Origin of the sequence: Sporosarcina aquimarina, from assembly GCF_023715615.1 — a bacterium.
Taxonomy (GTDB): domain Bacteria; phylum Bacillota; class Bacilli; order Bacillales_A; family Planococcaceae; genus Sporosarcina; species Sporosarcina aquimarina_A.
This window is the reverse complement of sequence record NZ_JAMBOM010000003.1, coordinates 328,593-349,419: the sequence shown is the minus strand read 5'-3', so window position 1 is coordinate 349,419 and position 20,827 is coordinate 328,593. Positions and strand designations below refer to the sequence as shown.

Sequence of the window (20,827 nt, the reverse complement as noted above, 5' to 3'; positions counted from 1 at the left end):
CGGAATAGGTACTATTTTTTAATGGTCGGGAAGTGGTTAACGTGGTGTTTTACGGTACGTTAGTGAACGTAGCACTAATTATCGCAGGTGCCTTGATTGGTAGGGTTTTTAAAAATATCCCTGATCGTATGAAACAAACAGTTATGTATGGAATTGCACTAGCCGTTATGGCAATCGGAATTCAAATGACATTCGAAAGCACACAATTGCTCATTGTAATTATTAGTATCGTGATTGGATCTGTAATAGGGGAATGGATAAACGTTGATAAAATGATGGAACAGGCAGGAAAATGGCTGGAATCAAAAATGCCTGCCCAAAAAAGTGGACAAGGCATTTCTCAAGGGTTCATCACAGCAACAATGATTTTTGTTATTGGGTCTATGTCAATAATAGGTGCTATCGATAGCGGGTTACGAAACGATCACGATGTGTTGGTGATGAAAGGGATTATCGATGGGTTCACAGCGATTATCCTTAGTTCGACACTCGGAATCGGAGTCGTTTTTTCAGCAGTACCCGTATTGCTTTATCAAGGACTTATCACATTGTTTTCTACACAAATTAGTCGCTTTGTTCCGGATGAACTTCTGGAGCTTTTTATATCAGAAATGACGGCAACCGGGGGGCTTATGATTTTGGCGATTGGACTCAACTTAATCGGCTTGACTAAGATCCGAGTAGCTAATTTCATTCCCGCTATTCCGGTAGTGGCTTTGATTGTAAGTATCATATACGCGTTTTGACTGTAGCCGACCATGAGCAAGTTGCAGTGCTCTTGAAATGGTTCGTCCCATTTCATAAGATAGATGAAGCCGGGTGCTCTGAAGGACGGAGTGCTCCATAAAACCACCGATATTGACGACCCCTTTTATAGCAATATCTCCAACGGAAGGGAGTTCTTTTCCGACAGCTTTTCCTGGTTGTAATGGACCATCTTGTATAAGGAGATGCCCCACGGAATCACTTTTACCCAGGCAAGCGTCAATGGCAACGAGGTATGCATCGGGATGCGTAAACGCAAGCTCAGTTATTGTCTGTTCAATGTTCAGTGCATGAAGCGGTTCTTCTAGTGTACCCAGGACACGATAAGGAAAAGATCGAGTTTCTGTAAGGAGTGAGCCAATAAGTGGACCAAGTGCATCACCTGTTGAACGATCTGTTCCAATACATAGGAATAAGATTTCACGTGTTGTAAAAGGGATATTCTCCAGGAATAATGTGCTCAATTTCCAAACGGCTCCGGTTTCTTTGTAGTGAATACGTGAATTCAATTCAGCTTGTTCAAGTTTTTGCATAATCAGGCTCCTGTCTAGGAATAGTAGTAGGAATGTGTGGTGTCCTGCAGTATACTCAAAACAAAGCTGGATTATACGTAAATAACTAATCTCAAGCGAAATTATAAGAATGGATGATCGGAGTGAATAGATTGGAAGCAAAGCAATTTGGTATCAATGATGTGGTGGAGATGAAAAAACAACATCCATGTGGAACAAATTCTTGGAAAGTCATTCGAATGGGTGCAGACATTCGCATTAAATGCTTAGGGTGTGGACATAGTATAATGATTCCACGTAACGAATTTACTAAAAAAATGAAGCGTGTTATCCAGCAAGGACAAACGGAAAACTAAATGGACAGAAAGACGTTCTCTCCTTATAATGGAAGAGCTGCATTAAATAATTGAACATAATAAATTGGTATAGATGAAAGGTTGGGAAAGTTATGGCATTGACAGCCGGTATCGTCGGACTTCCAAACGTAGGAAAGTCCACGTTGTTCAACGCAATTACAAAAGCTGGTGCGGAAGCTGCAAACTATCCGTTCTGTACAATCGATCCAAACGTCGGCATCGTAGAAGTACCAGATGAGCGACTTCAAAAGCTAACGGAACTTGTCACACCTAAAAAAACAGTACCTACAGCGTTTGAGTTTACAGATATTGCTGGGATTGTAGAAGGAGCAAGCAAAGGGGAAGGACTTGGAAACAAGTTTTTGTCTCACATCAGAGAAACGGATGCAATCTGTCAGGTGGTTCGTTGTTTCGCCGATGACAATATTACACACGTAAGTGGTAAAGTGGACCCTTTGTCTGATATCGAAGTCATCAATCTTGAATTGATTCTCGCAGATATGGAAAGCGTGGATAAGCGTCTTCAACGTGTTACAAAAATGGCAAAGCAGAAAGACAAAGAAGCAATGATTGAAGAACCGGTATTACTGAAATTGAAAGATGCGTTTGAAGCAGGGGAGTCTGCTCGTTCTGTAGAACTCACGCCAGAAGAAACGGCAGTTGTAAAAGGCATGCATTTGTTGACCATTAAACCCATGCTTTACGTAGCAAACGTTTCAGAAGATGAAATTGCAGATGCTGCAAACAACGAGTATGTACAAGCCGTTCGTGACTTCGCGGAAAAAGACAATGCTGAAGTCATTGTGGTCTGTGCGAAGATCGAAGAAGAGATGGCGGAGCTGGATGATGAAGAGAAGCAAATGTTCCTAGATGAGTTAAGCATTGAAGAATCTGGTCTTGATCAGTTGATTCGTGCAGCATATCAGTTGCTTGGATTGGCAACGTACTTTACGGCAGGCGTGCAGGAAGTTCGTGCATGGACATTCCGTAAAGGCATGAAGGCGCCTCAATGTGCAGGTGTCATCCACACGGACTTTGAGCGTGGATTCATCCGTGCTGAAACAGTTGCCTACGATGACCTAATGACGGCAGGTTCAATGGCTGCTGCAAAAGAAGCTGGAAAGGTACGTCTTGAAGGTAAAGAATATATCGTTAAAGATGGCGACGTTATGTTATTCCGTTTTAACGTATAAGTAGAATTGAAAAAAGCCAGGCATGCCGAGGACGCGAAATCCTCCATGACTGGCTTTTTTATTGAAACGAATAGCATTCTTTATCCCCTGTTTAAAAAAGGACTGAACGCTTCATTCTACAGACCGAACAGGTTCATGCAAATAGAGACGTGGACGTTCTGGATCATCTTTTACAAGCCATTCATCTGGATATTGTTTAAGTTCTTTGTACATCGTAAAATCTCCGGCAGCCCCTCCAATGAGTAGGCCACCGAGCAAAAGCCACACACCATCAGAAAGGTACAAGCCGACAGCTGCTGGAATCACCCCAGTTGTCCAGAAGGGCAGAAGCAACGACTTGCGGATGGCAGCGTTGGTCATCCATTCATCCGTCGTGGCATATGCGATGCCAAACTTCAAATTTACTCCGACAATCATTTTCCTCCAGGGAATCCCCGAAAAGATACGAAACCCTAGTAAATGAAACAATTCATGGACTACAATCAACACCATATATCCAATGACTACAAAAAGGATTTTCCAAAAAGAGAACGAAAACGCTAGCTCGTGTTGGATAATGAGTTGAAATAGGATATCGAGTGCAACTAATCCAACTGTTGTCCATAAGGTAACCCATACTCCTGTTTTTGCTACTCTTTGTAAGTCCAAGTCAATAATGTGTGCAGGTTCACTAGACACAAGCATCGAATCACCTCTTTCTAAAATCAATCACTTTATTGACTCACTTTTCTTTACTATACAGGAGAAACACTTGAATTACGATGGAAGCTATGATAGTATGTATTGATGTGAGTAAACAAATTTACTTACTCCTTGCCCGCTGCGTGCAGCAGGGCCCAAGTCCATAAGGAGGTGACTACAGATGAGAAAGTATGAAATTATGTACATCATTCGCCCAAGTCTAGATGACGACGCGAAAAAAGCATTGATCGAACGTTTCGACGGAGTTTTGACTTCGAACGGTGCGGAGATCATCGAGTCGAAAGAGTGGGGCAAGCGCCGTCTTGCATACGAAATCGACGATTTGCGTGAAGGTTTCTACCAGTTGGTAACTCTTAACGCAGGTACAGAAGCAATCAACGAATTTACACGTCTTGCGAACATCAACGAAGGAATCCTTCGTCATATGGCTGTTCGTCTTGACGCATAATCCATAAAACACAATGTGAAAAACGATGAGGGAGGCTGAATTCTGATGATTAACCGTGTCGTATTGGTCGGTCGATTGACAAAAGATCCTGAACTCAAATATACACAAAGTGGAATCGCGGTCACTCGTTTTACACTGGCTGTGAACAGACCGTTCTCAAACCAGTCAGGCGATCGTGAAGCGGACTTCATTAACTGTGTAGCTTGGAGAAAACAGGCGGAAAACACTGCGAATTTCTTACGCAAAGGTAGTCTAGCTGGTGTAGACGGGCGTATTCAGACAAGTAATTTTGAGGGACAAGATGGCAAGCGTGTATTCATGACGGAAGTTGTGGCAGATAGCGTTCAATTCTTGGAACCTCGTAATGCGAACTCTGACCGACCTGGCTCACAAGGTGGTGCACCTGCGTACGGAAACCAACAGGACCGTCCGTATAATCAGAATCAGCAACAGAATCAGCCATCTTATCAGCCTAACCAGCAAAACTATACACGTACTGATGAGGATCCGTTCCAATCAGGTGGCGGACCGATTGAAGTATCGGACGATGACTTGCCGTTCTGATTCGGATTTCACTTATACGGATAAAAAGGAGGAGAAACGATTATGGCACCACGTCGTGGAGGAAAAAGACGTCGTAAAGTATGTTATTTCACGTCTAACAACATTACACACATTGACTATAAAGATGCAGACTTGCTCAAGAAATTCATTTCTGAGCGTGGAAAGATCTTGCCACGTCGCGTTACAGGTACAAGCGCGAAGTATCAGCGTAAGCTGACTTCCGCTATCAAACGCGCACGTATTATGTCACTTCTACCATTCGTAGCAGAAGAAAGATAATTACACAAGCCACCTTGTCAGCCTGGGATCTCCAGGGTGAGGGGTGGCTTTTTTATTCCCAGTAAAAAAACAGAGAACAGTTGTGTGGTTTTGGTGTCTACACTCTAATCGTGATACAATCAGAGGAGGACATCTGTATGAATCTTATAGAGCTTTTCACATGGATGATGTACTACGAACCGGAGGAATCCAAATTATGCAAGACAATGCAAGAAAACTGACATACGGAGCGATGATGATTGCGCTGTTTGCAGTCCTGTTTGCGGTCAGTCTTTATATACCACTAGTTGGCAGTGTATCGTTGTTTTTTATACCGCTCCCCATTTTGCTTTACCGACTTCGCTATGATCGAAGTGCAAGTCTAATTGTCGCTGTAGCGGCTATTTTAGTTTCTTCATTATTAGGGGGTCTATTTTCGATTCCAATTGCATTTGTGTTCGTATTCCTCGGCTTTGTGATGGGGGAAACCATACAGGCAGGTAAATCAAAGTTTTACACAGTGATGACGGTTGGATTGACTATTCTCATTTCATTGGTGGCGGCGTACGTAGGCGCAGTGTTGTTCTTCCAATTCAACGCGATGGAAGTAATCATGGAGATCTTAAAAAAGGCACAACAAGAAATGATAGAATATTCGTCTGATCTCAAATTACTTCCTCAAGACTATGAAAAAACAATTGCAGACACTTTTTTATTTTATCGATTAACTATCCCTGCCTTGGTGATTTTAGGCTCCCTTCTTACGGGGTACCTTTTTGTTATTGCAAGTTTTTATACGGCTGAACGGATAGGGGCAAAGGTTCCGAAATTCACTCAATTTAGAGAAATGAAATTGCCATTCATGACAATCGTCATTTATGCGCTTGTTATCTTGTCATCGTTTCTCATTGGAAACGATACAACTTCTACAGGCTTTCTGATTTACATTAACGCGATGGTTATTTTGAGATTTGCATTTTTACTACAAGGGCTCTCCTTGATTTACTACTTTTTACATGAACGGAAGCCACCGGGTTTCATCACTGTGCTTGCGACAGTGTTTGCGGTGGTGTTGAATCCGATGACGATACTGCTTGGGACACTGGACACGGCCATTGACATTCGGGCTTGGATAGGAAAAGACAAGGTGAACTAGGAGGATGAGACAATGACATCTTTTTTTAGAAGGAGAGCGATTCGTTATCCACTTGCTGCCGTCTCACTCCTCGGCGTCCTAGCGGCAGTATTTTTGTTCATGTTTAACTTTTGGATCGGGCTGATCTATACAGTGATTTTCTTTGCGCTGATTGGCTCTTCATGGAAGATTGAAGAACAAACGTATATGGATACTGAAAAACATATCGAGACGATGTCGTATCGGATGAAAAAAGTAGGAGAAGAAGCGCTACTTGAACTACCAATAGGAATTATTCTTCTCAATGATAAGCAAATTATTGAATGGGCCAATCCTTATGCTGCGCAAATCTTTGAAGAGGATTCCTTAATTGGTGAAGAGCTTTTTGAGCTAGCTGAACAATTTCGTTCTTTCTTAAAAGACGATGTACCTGATGATTTGACGTTGACGGTGGGAGAACGTTCCTTCAGACTTGCATACAAGCCAGAGGATCGCCTGATTTACTTGTTTGATGTAACGAAAAGACAGAGGATTGAATCGCTGTATTATGCAGATCGAACAGTGATCGGTATATTACTTGTCGACAATTATGACGAACTCGCACAGACGATGGATGACCAAACACGAAGTCAGCTGAATTCTCTTGTTACCTCACTTATTAATAGCTGGGGGGCGGACAACGGAATCTTTGTGAAGCGTGTAGCTTCGGATCGCTTCCTGGCGGTGTTCAATGAATCAATGCTAAATGAGTTAGAAAAGAGTAAGTTTGCAATTTTAGATGATGTTCGGGAAAAAACTGCGAAACAAAGTAATGGTCTTACATTAAGTATCGGGGTGGGCGCAGGCTCTCCATCCTTAATTGAATTAGGTGAGCTGGCTCAATCCAGTTTGGACCTTGTGCTCGGACGTGGAGGAGATCAAGTTGCCATTAAACGTTCAGACGGAAAGTTGAAGTTCTTCGGTGGGAAAACAAATCCAGTGGAGAAGCGGACAAGAGTACGAGCACGAGTCATCTCGCATGCATTACGTGACTTAATCCAAGGTAGTGATCAAATCTTTGTGATGGGACACAAGATGCCGGATATGGATGCGATAGGTGCAGCGATTGGTGTACGGAAGATGGCACGGATGAATAACGTTCCAGGATATGTCGTCGTGAATTTCGAAGAATTGGATGCAAGTGTTAATCGACTAATTGACGAGATTGAACAAGATCCTGATTTGTATGACCATTTCATCCATCCCGATGAGGTTTTATCAAAAATGACAGACAAATCACTAGTGGTCATAGTGGATACACATAAACCAAGCATGGTCATCGATGAACGAGTGATTGACAAGGCAGAAAAATTGGTTGTCATCGATCACCATCGTCGAGGGGAAGAGTTTGTACAAAATACAATGCTTGTTTACATGGAGCCGTATGCGTCATCGACAGCTGAACTGGTGACAGAGCTTATTGAGTATCAACCGAAAAACGAGAAATTGACGATGCTTGAGTCCACGGCGATGCTTGCGGGTATCGTGGTCGATACGAAGAGCTTTACATTACGGACAGGTTCCCGTACGTTTGAAGCAGCCTCTTACTTACGTACGAATGGTGCAGATACCGTACTCGTACAGCGTTTGTTGAAAGAGAACATTGAAACGTATGTAGAACGTTCGAGGCTAATTGAAACGGTTGAAATCATGGATGGCGGTGTTGCCATTGCGAAAGGTGAAAATGGTGAACCGTACAATTCCGTACTAATTGCACAAACCGCTGACATCCTGCTAACGATGCAAGGAGTATCTGCATCCTTTGTCATTGCACCACGGTCAGATGGTAAAATTGGTATTAGTGCTCGTTCACTCGGTGAATTAAATGTACAACGCGTGATGGAACAGCTTGGTGGCGGAGGTCATTTGACGAACGCCGCAGCACAGCTTACTTTAGATACAGTAGAAGAGGCTGAAGAACAATTAAAACAAGTAATTATGGATGATCAGGAAAGGGGAGATTGAACATGAAAGTTATTTTTCTACAAGATGTAAAAGGTAAGGGTAAAAAAGGTGATGTAAAAGAGGTTTCTGTAGGATATGCTCAAAACTTCTTACTCAAAAATAACGTGGCTGTTGAGGCGACACCAGCGGCCCTCAGCAAGTTAGAAGGGCAAAAGAATCGCCAAGCAAAAGATGCTGCCGAAGAGTTGGAAGATGCGAAGAAGCTAAAAGCACGTATCGAAGAGCTCACAGTAGAATTGACAGCAAAGTCTGGTGAAGACGGTCGGTTATTTGGATCGGTTACTTCTAAACAAATCGCATCAGCTCTAGAGAAACAACACGGCATTAAGCTTGATAAGCGTAAGATGGATTTACCCGATGCCATTCGTGCACTCGGCTATACAAATGTACCTGTGAAATTACATCACGATGTTAACGCTGTATTGAAAGTCCACGTAACAGAAGAATGATAAGGAGATAGTCTGATGGATCAAATGATAGATCGTATTCCCCCTCATAATAACGAAGCCGAGCAGTCCGTCATCGGGGCAATTTTCTTGGATCCTCAAGCACTTATTACAGCGGCTGAGATTTTGATTCCCGAGGATTTCTACCGTACTGCACATCACAAGATTTTTCTAACGATGATTGGCTTAAGTGATAAGGGGCAGGCGATCGATGTTGTCACTGTCACGGAAGAACTATCTGCAAAGAAGGAATTAGAAGACGTTGGGGGTCTTTCTTATTTAACGGAGATCGCAAATAGCGTTCCAACTGCAGCGAACATTGAACACTATGCTCGCATCGTTGAGGAAAAGTCTTTACTGAGACGTCTAATTTCAGTGGCTTCGACAATAATGGAAGATGGCTATACGCGAGAAGACGAAGTGGAAGCACTCCTATCTGAAGCCGAAAAGAAAATGATGGAAGTTGCGAACCGTAAAAATGCCGGAGACTTCCGTCATATCAAGGACGTACTTGTGGATACGTATGACAACATAGAGATTTTACATACGCGCAGGGGAGACGTCACCGGTGTTCCAACGGGCTTTGCCGATCTTGACAAAATAACCGCGGGCTTCCAACCAAATGACTTGATCATTGTGGCGGCGAGACCTTCCGTGGGTAAGACAGCATTTGCGTTGAATGTCGCACAGAACGTTGCAACTAAGACAGATGAAAACGTTGCGATTTTTAGTCTGGAGATGGGTGCTGAACAGCTCGTCATGCGTATGTTATGTGCAGAAGGCAATATTGATGCGTCTGTGCTAAGAACAGGGAATCTCGAGGCAGAGGATTGGCGTAAGCTAACGATGGCGATGGGCAGTCTGTCTAACGCGGGAATCTTCATTGATGACTCTCCTGGTATACGCATTAACGAAATCCGGTCAAAATGTAGACGTCTGCAGCAAGAGCACGGACTCGGGATGATTATGATTGATTACTTACAACTCATTATGGGCAGTGGCAGATCGGGTGAAAACCGACAACAGGAAGTATCGGATATCTCCCGTTCTTTGAAAGCTCTTGCCCGTGAATTGAAAGTACCAGTAATCGCCTTATCCCAGCTATCCCGTGGTGTTGAGCAGCGACAAGACAAACGTCCAATGATGTCTGACTTACGAGAGTCTGGAAGTATCGAGCAAGATGCGGATATCGTTTCGTTCTTGTATCGTGAAGACTATTACGACAAAGAGACTGAAAACCAGAATATGATTGAGATTATCATTGCAAAGCAACGTAACGGCCCAACCGGAACGGTGACGTTAGCATTTGCAAAGGAATATAATAAGTTCTTAAATATTGATTGGTCGCAACATGAGTCCTTTGGTGCTTAAACACGAATGTAGGAGAATAGTAGTTCTCTAACGTTCGTGTTTTTTCTTGACGTAGCACACAAAGCTTGATACAATAAAAGCCGTTTGAATGAGGATGCTTATGCATCCAACGGAGGTGCTTATAATGCCATCAGTAGTAGTTGTTGGAACACAGTGGGGAGACGAAGGGAAAGGAAAGATTACAGATTTCCTTTCAGAAAATGCAGAAGTAATTGCTCGCTATCAAGGCGGGAACAACGCGGGTCATACGATTATCTTCGGCGGGGAAACATACAAACTTCACCTCGTGCCATCCGGCATTTTTTATAAAGAGAAGACGTCTGTTATTGGGAACGGCATGGTTGTCGATCCAAAAGCACTCGTCAGCGAATTGAGAGGCCTTCAAGACCGAGGCGTCAACACAGACAACTTACGTATTTCTAATCGTGCCCATGTCATTTTACCTTACCACTTGAAGCAAGATCTTGTGGAAGAAGAGAGCCGCGGGGAAAACAAGATCGGGACAACGGGTAAAGGAATTGGTCCAGCGTACATGGACAAGGCTGCAAGAATCGGAATTCGTGTGGCAGACTTGCTTGACCACGAAGTGTTTGAGATGAAGTTACGCATGAACTTGAAAGAAAAGAACCGTCTGTTTGAAAAGATGTACGATACAGAAGGTTTCAAGATCGAAGACATCTTAGAAGAGTACTACGGTTACGGTCAAGAACTTTCGAAGTATGTTACAGATACATCTAAAGTGTTAAATGATGCACTTGACCAAGCACGTCGTGTCCTATTTGAAGGTGCACAAGGCGTTATGCTTGATATCGACCAAGGAACATATCCGTTTGTCACATCATCCAACCCAGTTGCGGGTGGCGTAACAATTGGTTCTGGTGTCGGACCGACTAAGATTGATCACGTCGTAGGTGTGTGTAAAGCCTATACATCTCGTGTCGGTGACGGTCCGTTCCCAACTGAACTATTTGATGAAGTTGGCGATCAGATCCGTACAGTCGGTAAAGAATTTGGTACAACAACAGGTCGTCCACGTCGAATCGGTTGGTTTGATAGTGTTGTCGTTCGTCACGCGCGTCGCGTGAGTGGATTGACAGACCTATCGGTAAACTCAATTGATGTATTGACTGGTTTGGATACCGTTAAAATCTGTACGGCTTATGAGTACAAAGGTGAAATAATTACAGAGTATCCTGCAAATTTACGGATGCTAGCTGAATGTACACCAATTTATGAAGAACTACCAGGCTGGACAGAAGACATAACAAAATGTAAATCACTTGATGAGCTACCAGCTAACGCGCGTCACTATTTAGAGCGTATTGCGCAGCTCACAGATGTAACGATTTCCATCTTCTCAGTAGGTCCGGATCGTACACAAACAAACGTTGTAAAAAGCGTTTGGCGTGCATAATTTAAACTTGCAAAACGCTTCCTCAGTTTCTGCCAATTTGGTGGACGGAGGAAGCGTTTTTACTTACGGGAAAATCCGACAAAAATCGGGAAATATTCCCCGGGAAATAAATTAGCAACGCCGGATAAAAGCTCTTTCTAAGCGGTTTCGGAAACGATTGGAACGTGCGAAAATGCATGAAGAATGGTAGAGTAAAAGGATACCAAGTAAATGCGCCGACTCGGCCGGAAAGGGTAGAACTCATGCAAAACAAAACAATACTCGTTGTAGATGACGAGAAACCCATTGCGGATATATTGGAGTTTAATTTAAAAAAAGAAGGCTTTACCGTTTATACAGCCTATGATGGAGACGATGCATTAGCGAAAGTCGAAGAGGTCAAGCCGGATATCATGTTGCTCGACATCATGCTGCCAAAACAAGACGGGATGGAAGTGTGTCGTGAAGTTCGTAAAAAGTATGATTTTCCGATTATCATGCTGACTGCAAAAGACTCTGAAATCGATAAAGTTCTTGGATTGGAGCTCGGTGCAGACGATTATGTTACGAAACCATTTGGTACCAGGGAGCTGATTGCCCGCGTCAAAGCGAACCTGCGGAGACACCAGAAAGCTGCAGCTGAGGACGCGGAAGAAGCTACAAATGATATTACGGTCGGCAGTCTTGTTATCCAGCCAGATGCGTATCTTGCACAAAAGCGAGGGGAAACTATCGAACTTACTCATCGTGAGTTTGAACTGTTGCATTACTTAGCTAATCATATTGGACAAGTAATGACACGTGAGCACTTGTTGCAAACTGTCTGGGGCTATGATTATTTCGGTGATGTTCGAACAGTTGATGTTACCATCCGTAGACTTCGAGAGAAGATTGAAGATACACCAAGCCATCCAACATGGATTGTGACACGCCGAGGGGTTGGCTATTACTTGCGAGATCCGGAACAGGAGTAACCAAATGAGAAAAGTGGGGATCTTCAATTCCATCCATGTTAAGATTGTGCTGATTTACGTCATGCTCATTCTACTAGCCTTGCAGATTATAGGCCTGTACTTTTCACAGCAGTTGGAAGAAACCTTAAAACTAAACTTCACAAACTCGATTAAAGATCGTATAAACCTCGTTGAATTTAGCGTGCGTGAAGAAATGCTGAAAGAACGAACCTCGGACGATCCGTCAACCGAAACGAGTTTGCGGACCGTCCTTTCAGGTTTTAGTTCGGATGATATCATTGAAGTACGAGTAATCGATTCAAAATATCGAATTTTAGCATCCTCTATACCGGATCATCAGAAAACGATGGTTGGACAGAGATCCATCGATGATATCGTCAAAAGGGCCATTGTTTCTGAAAGTCCTCAAAGTGTCATTAACTTCAATAAGAAAACAAATAAAAGAGTGCAAAAGCGGACTCAACCGATTATGAATGGCAGTGAAGTCATCGGAGCACTCTACGTGGAGTCCAACATAGATAAAGTCTTTAAGCAGATCGATGAAATCAATCGAATCCTTGCAGGAGCGGCTGCGGTCTCGCTTACGATTACGATCATCATAGGAATATTCATTGCACAGACGTTCACCCGTCCCATTTCTGACATGCGCAGACAAGCACAAGCGATGGCAAAGGGGAATTACTCCAGAAAAGTCCGGGTTTATGGAAACGATGAGTTGGGGCAGCTGGCCATTGCGTTCAACCATTTAACCAATCAGCTCTTGGAGTCTCAATCTACGACAGAGGCGGAGAGACGGAAATTGGCATCTGTGTTGGAGAATATGACAGATGGAGTAATTTCAACAGATCGGAAAGGACGTGTAAGTCTCATTAATGACTCGGCACTTGGCATGCTTCGGATGACTAGTGATCTCGTGTTGAATCGGCCGATTAATACGATTCTCGGAATTGAGAAAGAGTACTCCTTTGAAGATTTAATAGAGATGCGTGAATCGATCCCGCTGGACTTTAGTACGGAAGAAGAACCGTCTATTTTGCGTGCAACGTTTTCTGTAACTCAACGGGAGACAGGTTTTGTGAATGGACTCATAGTTGTTTTGCACGATAATACTGAGCAAGAAAAAATTGAAATGGAACGTCGTGAGTTTGTGTCAAACGTATCACACGAACTAAGGACGCCACTCACTACGATGCGCAGTTACTTGGAGGCCCTCGCTGAAGGGGCATGGAAAAACGAAGACATTGCCCCGGCCTTCTTGAATGTGACACAAACGGAAACGGAACGGATGATCCGACTTGTGAACGATTTGCTCAAACTTTCTAGAATGGATAGTAATGAATACGAGCTCAACACAGAGTGGGTAGACTTCAATACGTTCTTCAACTCGATCATAGATCGATTCGAGTTTTCTAAATCACAAGAAGTGAGCTTCCGTAGAATTGTACCACCAGTAGATCTGTTTGTTGAAATTGATACGGACAAAATGACACAAGTAATTGATAATATTATTTCGAACGCGCTGAAGTATTCGCCTGACGGTGGAATTGTCCGTTTCAATGTAGCGGTATTGGAAGACTCGATTCGCGTAAGTATTTCAGATGAAGGTCTTGGCATCCCAGCTGCAAATGTAAATCGGATCTTTGATCGTTTCTTCCGCTCAGACAAAGCACGATCCCGTGCAATGGGGGGGACTGGTCTCGGTCTCGCAATTGCGAAAGAAATGATTAGTGCACATGGCGGCAAGATTTGGGCGCATAGTGTCGAAGGCGAAGGAACATCGATTTTCTTCACATTGCCTTATGAACAACACGATGATGGGGAGTGGGATGTGTGAGACATATTGAGACAATCAAATCGGTCGTCCTGCTACTACTCGTCCTCCTGAGCATCACATTTACGTTTTCAATTTGGTCATATGCACCACAGCTGGCTTCAATTGATCAAAACCAGTCAGTGGATGGATCTATTACGAGCATACAAAATAAGAAACCAATATCCGATATTGTTCTTCCATACAAATGGGTGTTTAAGTTTAATGATGAAGAATTATATGGAACAACAGATACTACAGTAATACAGCCTGTACTTGAGGAAATGATGCGCTGGAAAGTGTTCGGATTCACTGCAGTGAACCTGGATCTAACGAAAGATGAGATGCATGACTTACTCACAAAAGGAAATCAGTATGTCCTCTATTATCCAGGAGAAGTACCAGTTTCCGTCTATAAGGATGTCCTAGAAATTGAAGATAAAACTGTACCTGAAGTTTTATTCAATAAACTTATTGTCAATTGGGATCCAGATGACAGTCTTCCTGAGGTGCACTTTGTCAGTACGGTTAGCAGAACGCATTATAAAGCAAAAGTGAAAATGGAGGATACACAACGGTTCCAAAAGTCGATTATTGATAAAGGGAAAAAATTGTCTCAATATAAAGAAGTTCACGTGAATGAAACCAACACGTTAACGATTTCGAGTGAGCCCATTACTGTGATTCACTCGACCTATATTGAAGAGGAGATCAACCCTTCGTTATTTAAAGATGCGTTGTTTAATGATCCAAATGCTGTTCGAAGGAATTTGGTCGATACCAATAAAGAAGAGTATGGCGACGACCATGCACTGATGAAAGTAAACACGAAAACTAAATTCTTAAACTTTGTGTATCCACCTGAAAGTCAGGAATTAGCAATTCCTTCTGAACTGATGACAACTGCAATTGAATTTGTAAATGATCACGGCGGTTGGACAGATGATTACCGCTATTCTTATATGAATCCAGTTTCGCGTTACATTCAGTTTCAGCTTCATGACAACGGACTTCCAGTCTTTAGTGAACTCGGGGAAAGTGCTGAGATAATGGAAAAACTGGGAGATAACCGAGTATCGAGCTATACCCGACCTTACTTCACACTCAACTCGCCTATCAAAAGTTATGAAGTGACACTCCCTCCAGCAACGGAGGTCGCCCGTCACCTAGAAGAATCAGATGATCTCGATTTCACAGCAATCGAAGAAATAAAGCCAGGCTATTCACTTGTTCATGATACGGATGTTGGTATCTTGAAATTCGAACCCCATTGGTTCTATTACATCAACGGAAATTGGGAAGTGTATGAGGAAGATCTAACTCGGAAGGGAGGCGGCCTTCTTGGATTGGAGTAAAACCAAAACAATTTTCATCATAGTGTTCTCGATACTGAATGTATTCCTGTGTTTCCTGTATTTGAACCGGAACGCTAATATTGAAAATCTTGAAGTGGCGGGGAAAACTTCTATGGAAGATGTCCTAAAGCAAGAAAACATCACCTACAAGTTGCCTCCATTTGTCGACAAAGAAGCGTCATTTGTTTCTGCAGATGTCGTTGACTTTAACAAAGAATCACTGAAAGATTTAAAGGGGCAAAAAACCTCCATCTTGAATGATAATCTTTTAAGGTCAACACTCACCGATAAAATAACACTTGAAGAAGCAAAGAAAGATGATTTCAAATCATTCCTTTCCCAATATGTATTGAACGGAACAGAATACGTACTGTGGGAGGTGGCGGAAGAACAAAAAAAAGCATTCTTCTTCCAACAATTCGAGGGACGTCCGATCTATTATAGTCCGAGTGCCATGCTCGTGGTCTCATGGGATGATGATGAAAAAATTCAATCTTATGAGCAACATATGTTGAAGAAATTTTCGAATTTCAATAAGAAAGACTTGCTTTCACCACTAGAAATTATTGGATCTCTGGCTTCACGAGGTTTGTTAAAACAGAACTCTGAGGTAACAAATGTCAAAATGGGCTATTCTACGCTTGTTCGCTTAACGGAAACCCAAGTGTTTGCCCCGACGTGGGATGTTCAAGTAAAATTAGAGAGTGGGGAAGAAGAACACCACTTCCTCAGTGCTAACGAAGGTAAAGTGATTGAGTTCACACTTGAAAAGGATCCAGAAGAAGAGGAAGAGCAATCCGAATAAGGAGTTTTTACGATGCGATTCAGCATACTTGCCAGTGGCAGTACTGGTAATTCAATTTATATAGAAAATGATTCAGGGGCCTATCTCGTGGACGCAGGCTTAACGGCAAAACGTATCGAAGCACAGCTTGCGAAAATCGGTCGATCCATGAAAGATGTTAACGCCATTTTCGTCACGCATGAGCATAGTGATCATATTAAAGGTGTCGGTGTTTTAGCAAGAAAGCATGGGGTTCCTATATACGCGAATCAGAAAACATGGCAAGCGATGGATGGGTTAGTTGGTGACATCTCACTCGAACAACGGTTTCAGTTCGATATGGAAACGGTCCATTCTTTCGGTTCGATCTCGATTGAATCGTTCGCTGTTTCCCATGACTCTGTGGATCCGATGTTCTACGTGTTTCATGAAGATGATCGTAAACTTGCGATCATTACAGACACCGGATACGTGAGCGATCGCATGAAAGGAATCATTAAGAGTGCGGATTCTTTTGTGTTTGAATCGAATCATGATGTTGGTATGCTCCAAATGGGGCGTTACCCATGGAGTGTCAAGCGACGTATTTTGAGCGATGTCGGTCACGTATCGAACGAAGATGCAGCGATTGCCATGAATGATGTCATCGAGCAAAAAGAGACTCAGATCTATTTGTCTCACTTAAGCCGTGACAATAACATGAAAGACCTTGCGCGCATGAGCGTTGAACAGACGTTACAAACGTGCGGCATTATAGCAGGAGAGTTTGTGCATTTGCATGACACCGATGCAGAAGAACCAACTGAACTAATCACTGTTTGAGGAGAAAACCGTATCGCTTAAGGCGATGCGGTTTTTTGTGTGGGATGAAATTGATTGGGCTAGTAAACGAGCTCGATTCGAGGGACAACCCGCCCGTTCTGCTGGTGAACCCGCTCGTTTTCTCGTACAACCCGCCCGTTTCGCGGCAGAACCCGATCATTCTCTCGTACAACCCGCTCGTTCCGCGGGTGAACCCGATCATTCTCTCGTACAACCCGCCCGTTCCGCGGGTGAACCCGATCATTCTCTCGTACAACCCGCCCGTTCCGCGGCTGAACCCGCTCGTTCTCTCGTACAACCCGCCCGTTCAGCGGCAGAACCCGCTCGTTCTCTCGTACGACCCGCCCGTTCCGCGGCAGAACCCGATCATTCTCTCGTACAACCCGCCCGTTCCGCGGCTGAACCCGCTCGTTCTCTCGTACAACCCGCCCGTTCCGCGGCAGAACCCGCTCGTTCTCTCGTACAACCCGCCCGTTCCGCGGGTGAACCCGCTCGTTCTCTCGTACAACCCGCCCGTTCCGCGGCAGAACCCGCTCGTTCTCTCGTACAACCCGCCCGTTTCGCGGCAGAACCCGCTCGTTCTCTCGTACAACCCGTCCGTTCCGCGGCAGAACCCGCTCGTTCCCTCGTACAACCCGTCCGTTCCGCAACTGAACCCGGACACTCCCTCTTAGAAGACACTTCACAAAAATATAATAGTTACAAAACTCGAGTTATCCATTCGTTATAACTTCCTAAATGGGAACGATTCACTCCATTCCATCGTCTTTTTTATAGAAGTCCCCATATTTCTTTTAAAATTATCAGAATGGGGTAAAGTGTAAAGAGAGAATGGAATCGAAAGGACGAGAGCCATGGACGACTACAACAGGGATCGGGAAGAGGAACAATCGAGGTCATCATTGGACCCGCTGAGTGAACCACAACAAGAGAAGAATTATGAAACACCACAGAGCGAGACCATGTACCGAGCACAAAATACGACTCCACCGCCACCTCCAGAGCCACCAAAACGACGAGGTGGATTTTTGCCTGCATTATTTGGAGCCATCATAGGAGGTCTGCTCGTCTGGTTGCTCATGTTTACCGTAGGTGGATCGGATGATAATGACAATAAGACGAAGGGAACAGTAAAGGACTCGGGAAGCTCCAAGCAAGTGAGTGTAGACATCGACAGTGATTTAACAGGAGTCGTGGAAAAATCAACCGACGCAGTTGTTGGGATTACAAATTTACAACGTGGTCAAGATTTCTGGACCCAATCTGACACACCACAAGCAATTGGAACAGGATCTGGTGTCCTGTACAAGAAAGCAAATGGGAAAGCCTATATCGTGACCAATCATCATGTTGTCGAAGATGCAGAAGTATTAGAAGTAACACTTGATGATGGAACGAAGATGGCAGGTAAGTTAATTGGAAGTGACGTATGGACAGATCTTGCGGTTGTTGAAATTGACGACAAAGATATAACGTCAACTATGGAGTTCGGAGATTCTGATGCGTTAAAACGTGGCGAAACGGTTATTGCGATTGGGAATCCGTTAGGTCTTGGTTTTTCTGGTTCCGTCACAGTAGGTGTGGTCTCAGGTAAAGACCGTTCGATTCCTATCGACATTAACTCAGATGGCGCCGTTGACTGGCAAGCGGACGTTCTCCAAACCGATGCAGCCATTAACCCTGGAAACTCAGGTGGAGCTCTTATCAATATGGCGGGCCAGCTGATTGGCATTAATTCCATGAAAATTACGGAGGAGACGGTAGAAGGAATTGGTCTAGCAATCCCTATCAACTTAGCCTTACCAGTCATTGAGCAACTTGAACAGACAGGTGAAGTGAATCGTCCTACAATGGGTGTATCACTACTTGACTTAAGAAATATCCCTGTTCAACAGCAGAGCGTGCTGAAGTTACCCAAAGACGTTAAAAATGGGGTTGTGGTTACAGAAGTCTTCCGCAATACACCAGCACAAACTGCAGGAGTCCAAAAATATGATACAATTGTAGAAATGGACGGAGAGCCGATTGAAGACATGGTGACGTTGCGCAAGCACTTGTACAACGAAAAGAAAGTCGGCGATAGTATGACGATGAAAGTCTATCGCGATGGGAAACCTGTCACAATTGAAATGGTTTTGAAAGATGGAAACTCGTTCTAGTGCACATGTGCATAAAATAACTATTTAGTTATCCACAGCAGACACGATAGCAGAAAAATAGCTATTGTGTCTGCTTTTTTTATCAACAAATCTACGTTTGTGGATAAAACTGAAAATTTGTGCATAACTCTGTGGGGAAATAAAAATGAAAAAGAGGTGAATAATATGAAAATTCATAGCTGTGAAACCCATATAAACCGGGCACTTGATGAATTTGTTGCGAAAGAGGAGACATTTCCGAGTATGGAACCAATAACAGAAGGTGAGAAGTTATCCACAACATGTGATTACTGTGAAGTACCACCTGTCTATCTTGTGACGAACATATAATCGGGCACAACATCTAGAAGCGGTTGTGGATATGTGTATAACTTCGGTGTATAACTTTTCAAAAAAGGTGGACAAGGCTGTGAATATTACAATTGTAACGGTAGGAAAACTGAAAGAGAAGTATTTGAAAATGGGCATCGAGGAATATACAAAGCGACTCGGTGCATATGCCAAAATCGAGTTGATCGAAGTGGCGGATGAAAAAGCACCCGAGCAACTCAGCGAGGCCGACATGGAAATTGTGAAGAAAAAAGAAGCAGACCGCATTCTTTCGAAAGTTTCACCAGATACCCACGTCATTGCACTAGCGATTGAAGGAAAACAGAAAACATCCGAGCAGCTAGCAGAAAATCTGCAATCACTCATGACATATGGTAAAAGCAAAATCACCTTTGTGATTGGCGGTTCCTTGGGATTACATGCAGATGTCTACAAGAGAGCAGATGAGCTGCTGTCGTTTTCGAAAATGACATTCCCGCATCAGTTGATGAAGCTGATTTTGTTGGAGCAGGTATATCGAGGGTTTAGAATTATGAGGAATGAACCGTATCATAAGTAAGTGCAGTTTATGAAAAGGACCACCTAAAACGTTGAAGCGTCAGCGTTTTAGGTGGTCCTTTTCATGTAGTTAAATTCAATAACGGCAGTTTTAGTTAATGAGCGTAGTATCTTTTGTACATCTTCCCATGTAAAAAGCGATTTTCGTTATAAAAAAATTGGCAGGGTCAATTTAAAACAGACACTTAGTCAATTTTTATTTTCCTCTTTATAAAAGCGTTCGCCGGATTGTGGATTAAAATAAACGACGAGTCTTTTATTTGTAATTGGATCAATAGAAATCTCATTTGTCCGTATAAATCCTTTTGGTACTTGGTTGCCATGTTTTGTTTTGAAACGACGATCCCATATGAACCAGGATCCAAATATTAAGACAATCAGAATGAGAAACTGGATACCGTAAAATCCTATAATCCATTTCATTCGTTATTTCTTTTCTACAATAACTGCTGTTCCATAGGCTACAATTTCACTCATATTTTGACCGATTTCTCCAGAGTCAAAACGCATCATAATAATAGCGTTTGCTCCCATTGCTGTAGCATTTTGAACCATACGATCCATTGCTTGCTTTCTGGCATCTTCCAGCATTTCTGTATATTGATTGATTTCTCCACCTACTAGTCCTTTTAGAGAAGCGACGATGTCTTTGCCAATTCCTCTTGCTCTTACGGTTAAACCAAATACGGGACCTAGCACTTCTGTGATTTGATGATTAGCAATATTCTCGGTCGTAACGATTATCATAGGTATCCACTCCATATCAAAAATAATAAGTACATCGTTATAGTATATTCTATCTTTAGAAAAAATAGAAGCATTTACCAGTGAAGAGCACAAAGTTTTAGATTAAAACCTCATTAAGATAGACAATGGTGAACTTTACCA

The 20,827-nt window shown here is 43.1% G+C and carries 24 protein-coding genes; 20 read left to right on the top strand and 4 right to left on the bottom strand.

The features are described 5' to 3' along the window. The first annotated feature begins 41 nt into the window (after positions 1-41). Positions 42-746, top strand: coding sequence for a DUF554 domain-containing protein (locus M3197_RS11265; protein ID WP_251661617.1), 705 nt, complete (start codon positions 42-44; stop codon positions 744-746). On the opposite strand, the gene yyaC is transcribed toward M3197_RS11265, so the two are convergent. Continuing rightward, on the bottom strand, positions 657-1,298 hold the full coding sequence (gene yyaC / locus M3197_RS11260; protein WP_025784269.1) for a spore protease YyaC: 642 nt from the start codon (positions 1,296-1,298) through the stop codon (positions 657-659). The genes M3197_RS11265 and yyaC overlap by 90 nt on opposite strands. Positions 1,299-1,429: 131 nt before the next feature. Between yyaC and M3197_RS11255 the strand changes: the two genes are divergently transcribed. Then, positions 1,430-1,633: a DUF951 domain-containing protein gene (locus M3197_RS11255; protein WP_025784268.1), complete on the top strand. Its 204-nt coding sequence runs from the start codon at positions 1,430-1,432 to the stop codon at positions 1,631-1,633. 92 nt (positions 1,634-1,725) lie between these two features. Continuing rightward, the gene (gene ychF / locus M3197_RS11250) at positions 1,726-2,826 is read left to right on the top strand and encodes a redox-regulated ATPase YchF (RefSeq protein ID WP_251661615.1); all 1,101 of its coding nucleotides are present in this window, start codon (positions 1,726-1,728) and stop codon (positions 2,824-2,826) included. Positions 2,827-2,937: 111 nt separating this feature from the next. Here ychF and M3197_RS11245 read toward each other — a convergent pair whose 3' ends face one another. Further along, positions 2,938-3,510 carry a DUF3267 domain-containing protein gene (locus tag M3197_RS11245; RefSeq protein WP_251661613.1) on the bottom strand — a complete coding sequence of 191 codons (573 nt, stop codon included), beginning with the start codon at positions 3,508-3,510 and terminating at the stop codon, positions 2,938-2,940. A 178-nt stretch (positions 3,511-3,688) separates the two neighbouring features. Between M3197_RS11245 and rpsF the strand changes: the two genes are divergently transcribed. The 17 genes from rpsF (at position 3,689) to rlmH (ending at position 19,940) form a co-directional block, all read left to right on the top strand. Next, entirely contained in the window at positions 3,689-3,976 is a 288-nt protein-coding gene (rpsF, locus tag M3197_RS11240; protein WP_025784265.1) for a 30S ribosomal protein S6, read from the top strand. Positions 3,977-4,021: 45 nt separating this feature from the next. Continuing rightward, on the top strand, positions 4,022-4,540 hold the full coding sequence (gene ssb, locus M3197_RS11235) for a single-stranded DNA-binding protein (protein ID WP_251661611.1): 519 nt from the start codon (positions 4,022-4,024) through the stop codon (positions 4,538-4,540). Between the two features lie 42 nt (positions 4,541-4,582). Beyond that, the gene (gene rpsR / locus M3197_RS11230; RefSeq protein WP_025784263.1) at positions 4,583-4,819 is read left to right on the top strand and encodes a 30S ribosomal protein S18; all 237 of its coding nucleotides are present in this window, start codon (positions 4,583-4,585) and stop codon (positions 4,817-4,819) included. Between the two features lie 160 nt (positions 4,820-4,979). Further along, complete coding sequence (locus M3197_RS11225; RefSeq protein ID WP_251661608.1) at positions 4,980-5,954, top strand: YybS family protein; 975 nt, start codon at positions 4,980-4,982, stop codon at positions 5,952-5,954. Positions 5,955-5,966: 12 nt separating this feature from the next. After that, positions 5,967-7,937 carry a DHH family phosphoesterase gene (locus M3197_RS11220; protein ID WP_251661606.1) on the top strand — a complete coding sequence of 657 codons (1,971 nt, stop codon included), beginning with the start codon at positions 5,967-5,969 and terminating at the stop codon, positions 7,935-7,937. A gap of 2 nt (positions 7,938-7,939) precedes the next feature. Further along, the gene (gene rplI / locus M3197_RS11215) at positions 7,940-8,386 is read left to right on the top strand and encodes a 50S ribosomal protein L9 (protein WP_251661603.1); all 447 of its coding nucleotides are present in this window, start codon (positions 7,940-7,942) and stop codon (positions 8,384-8,386) included. A gap of 15 nt (positions 8,387-8,401) precedes the next feature. Then, a complete protein-coding gene (gene dnaB, locus M3197_RS11210) occupies positions 8,402-9,754 on the top strand; it encodes a replicative DNA helicase (protein ID WP_251661601.1) in 1,353 nt (450 codons plus the stop codon). Between the two features lie 124 nt (positions 9,755-9,878). Further along, positions 9,879-11,168, top strand: coding sequence for an adenylosuccinate synthase (locus M3197_RS11205; protein WP_251661599.1), 1,290 nt, complete (start codon positions 9,879-9,881; stop codon positions 11,166-11,168). 242 nt (positions 11,169-11,410) lie between these two features. Further along, entirely contained in the window at positions 11,411-12,121 is a 711-nt protein-coding gene (gene yycF, locus M3197_RS11200) for a response regulator YycF (protein WP_251661666.1), read from the top strand. A 4-nt stretch (positions 12,122-12,125) separates the two neighbouring features. Beyond that, positions 12,126-13,955: a cell wall metabolism sensor histidine kinase WalK gene (gene walK, locus M3197_RS11195; protein ID WP_251661597.1), complete on the top strand. Its 1,830-nt coding sequence runs from the start codon at positions 12,126-12,128 to the stop codon at positions 13,953-13,955. After that, entirely contained in the window at positions 13,952-15,286 is a 1,335-nt protein-coding gene (locus tag M3197_RS11190) for a YycH family regulatory protein (protein ID WP_251661594.1), read from the top strand. Before walK ends, M3197_RS11190 begins: the two co-directional genes overlap by 4 nt. Next, positions 15,273-16,091: a two-component system regulatory protein YycI gene (locus M3197_RS11185; protein WP_251661592.1), complete on the top strand. Its 819-nt coding sequence runs from the start codon at positions 15,273-15,275 to the stop codon at positions 16,089-16,091. Before M3197_RS11190 ends, M3197_RS11185 begins: the two co-directional genes overlap by 14 nt. A gap of 12 nt (positions 16,092-16,103) precedes the next feature. Next, complete coding sequence (locus M3197_RS11180) at positions 16,104-16,892, top strand: MBL fold metallo-hydrolase (protein ID WP_251661590.1); 789 nt, start codon at positions 16,104-16,106, stop codon at positions 16,890-16,892. 25 nt (positions 16,893-16,917) lie between these two features. After that, positions 16,918-17,622, top strand: coding sequence for a ribosomal eL19 family protein (locus tag M3197_RS11175; RefSeq protein ID WP_251661589.1), 705 nt, complete (start codon positions 16,918-16,920; stop codon positions 17,620-17,622). Positions 17,623-17,746: 124 nt separating this feature from the next. Beyond that, positions 17,747-19,051, top strand: a complete 1,305-nt coding sequence (locus M3197_RS11170) for a S1C family serine protease (protein ID WP_251661588.1) — start codon at positions 17,747-17,749, stop codon at positions 19,049-19,051. Between the two features lie 165 nt (positions 19,052-19,216). Beyond that, on the top strand, positions 19,217-19,381 hold the full coding sequence (locus M3197_RS11165) for a CxxH/CxxC protein (RefSeq protein ID WP_251661587.1): 165 nt from the start codon (positions 19,217-19,219) through the stop codon (positions 19,379-19,381). A 79-nt stretch (positions 19,382-19,460) separates the two neighbouring features. Further along, entirely contained in the window at positions 19,461-19,940 is a 480-nt protein-coding gene (gene rlmH, locus M3197_RS11160) for a 23S rRNA (pseudouridine(1915)-N(3))-methyltransferase RlmH (protein ID WP_251661586.1), read from the top strand. Positions 19,941-20,128: 188 nt separating this feature from the next. Here the strand turns inward: rlmH and M3197_RS11155 are convergent, their stop codons facing one another. Both M3197_RS11155 and M3197_RS11150 read right to left on the bottom strand, forming a co-directional pair. Next, a complete protein-coding gene (locus M3197_RS11155) occupies positions 20,129-20,362 on the bottom strand; it encodes a hypothetical protein (RefSeq protein ID WP_251661585.1) in 234 nt (77 codons plus the stop codon). A gap of 3 nt (positions 20,363-20,365) precedes the next feature. Continuing rightward, positions 20,366-20,686, bottom strand: a complete 321-nt coding sequence (locus M3197_RS11150) for a YbjQ family protein (protein WP_251661584.1) — start codon at positions 20,684-20,686, stop codon at positions 20,366-20,368. Between the last annotated feature and the right edge of the window lie 141 nt (positions 20,687-20,827).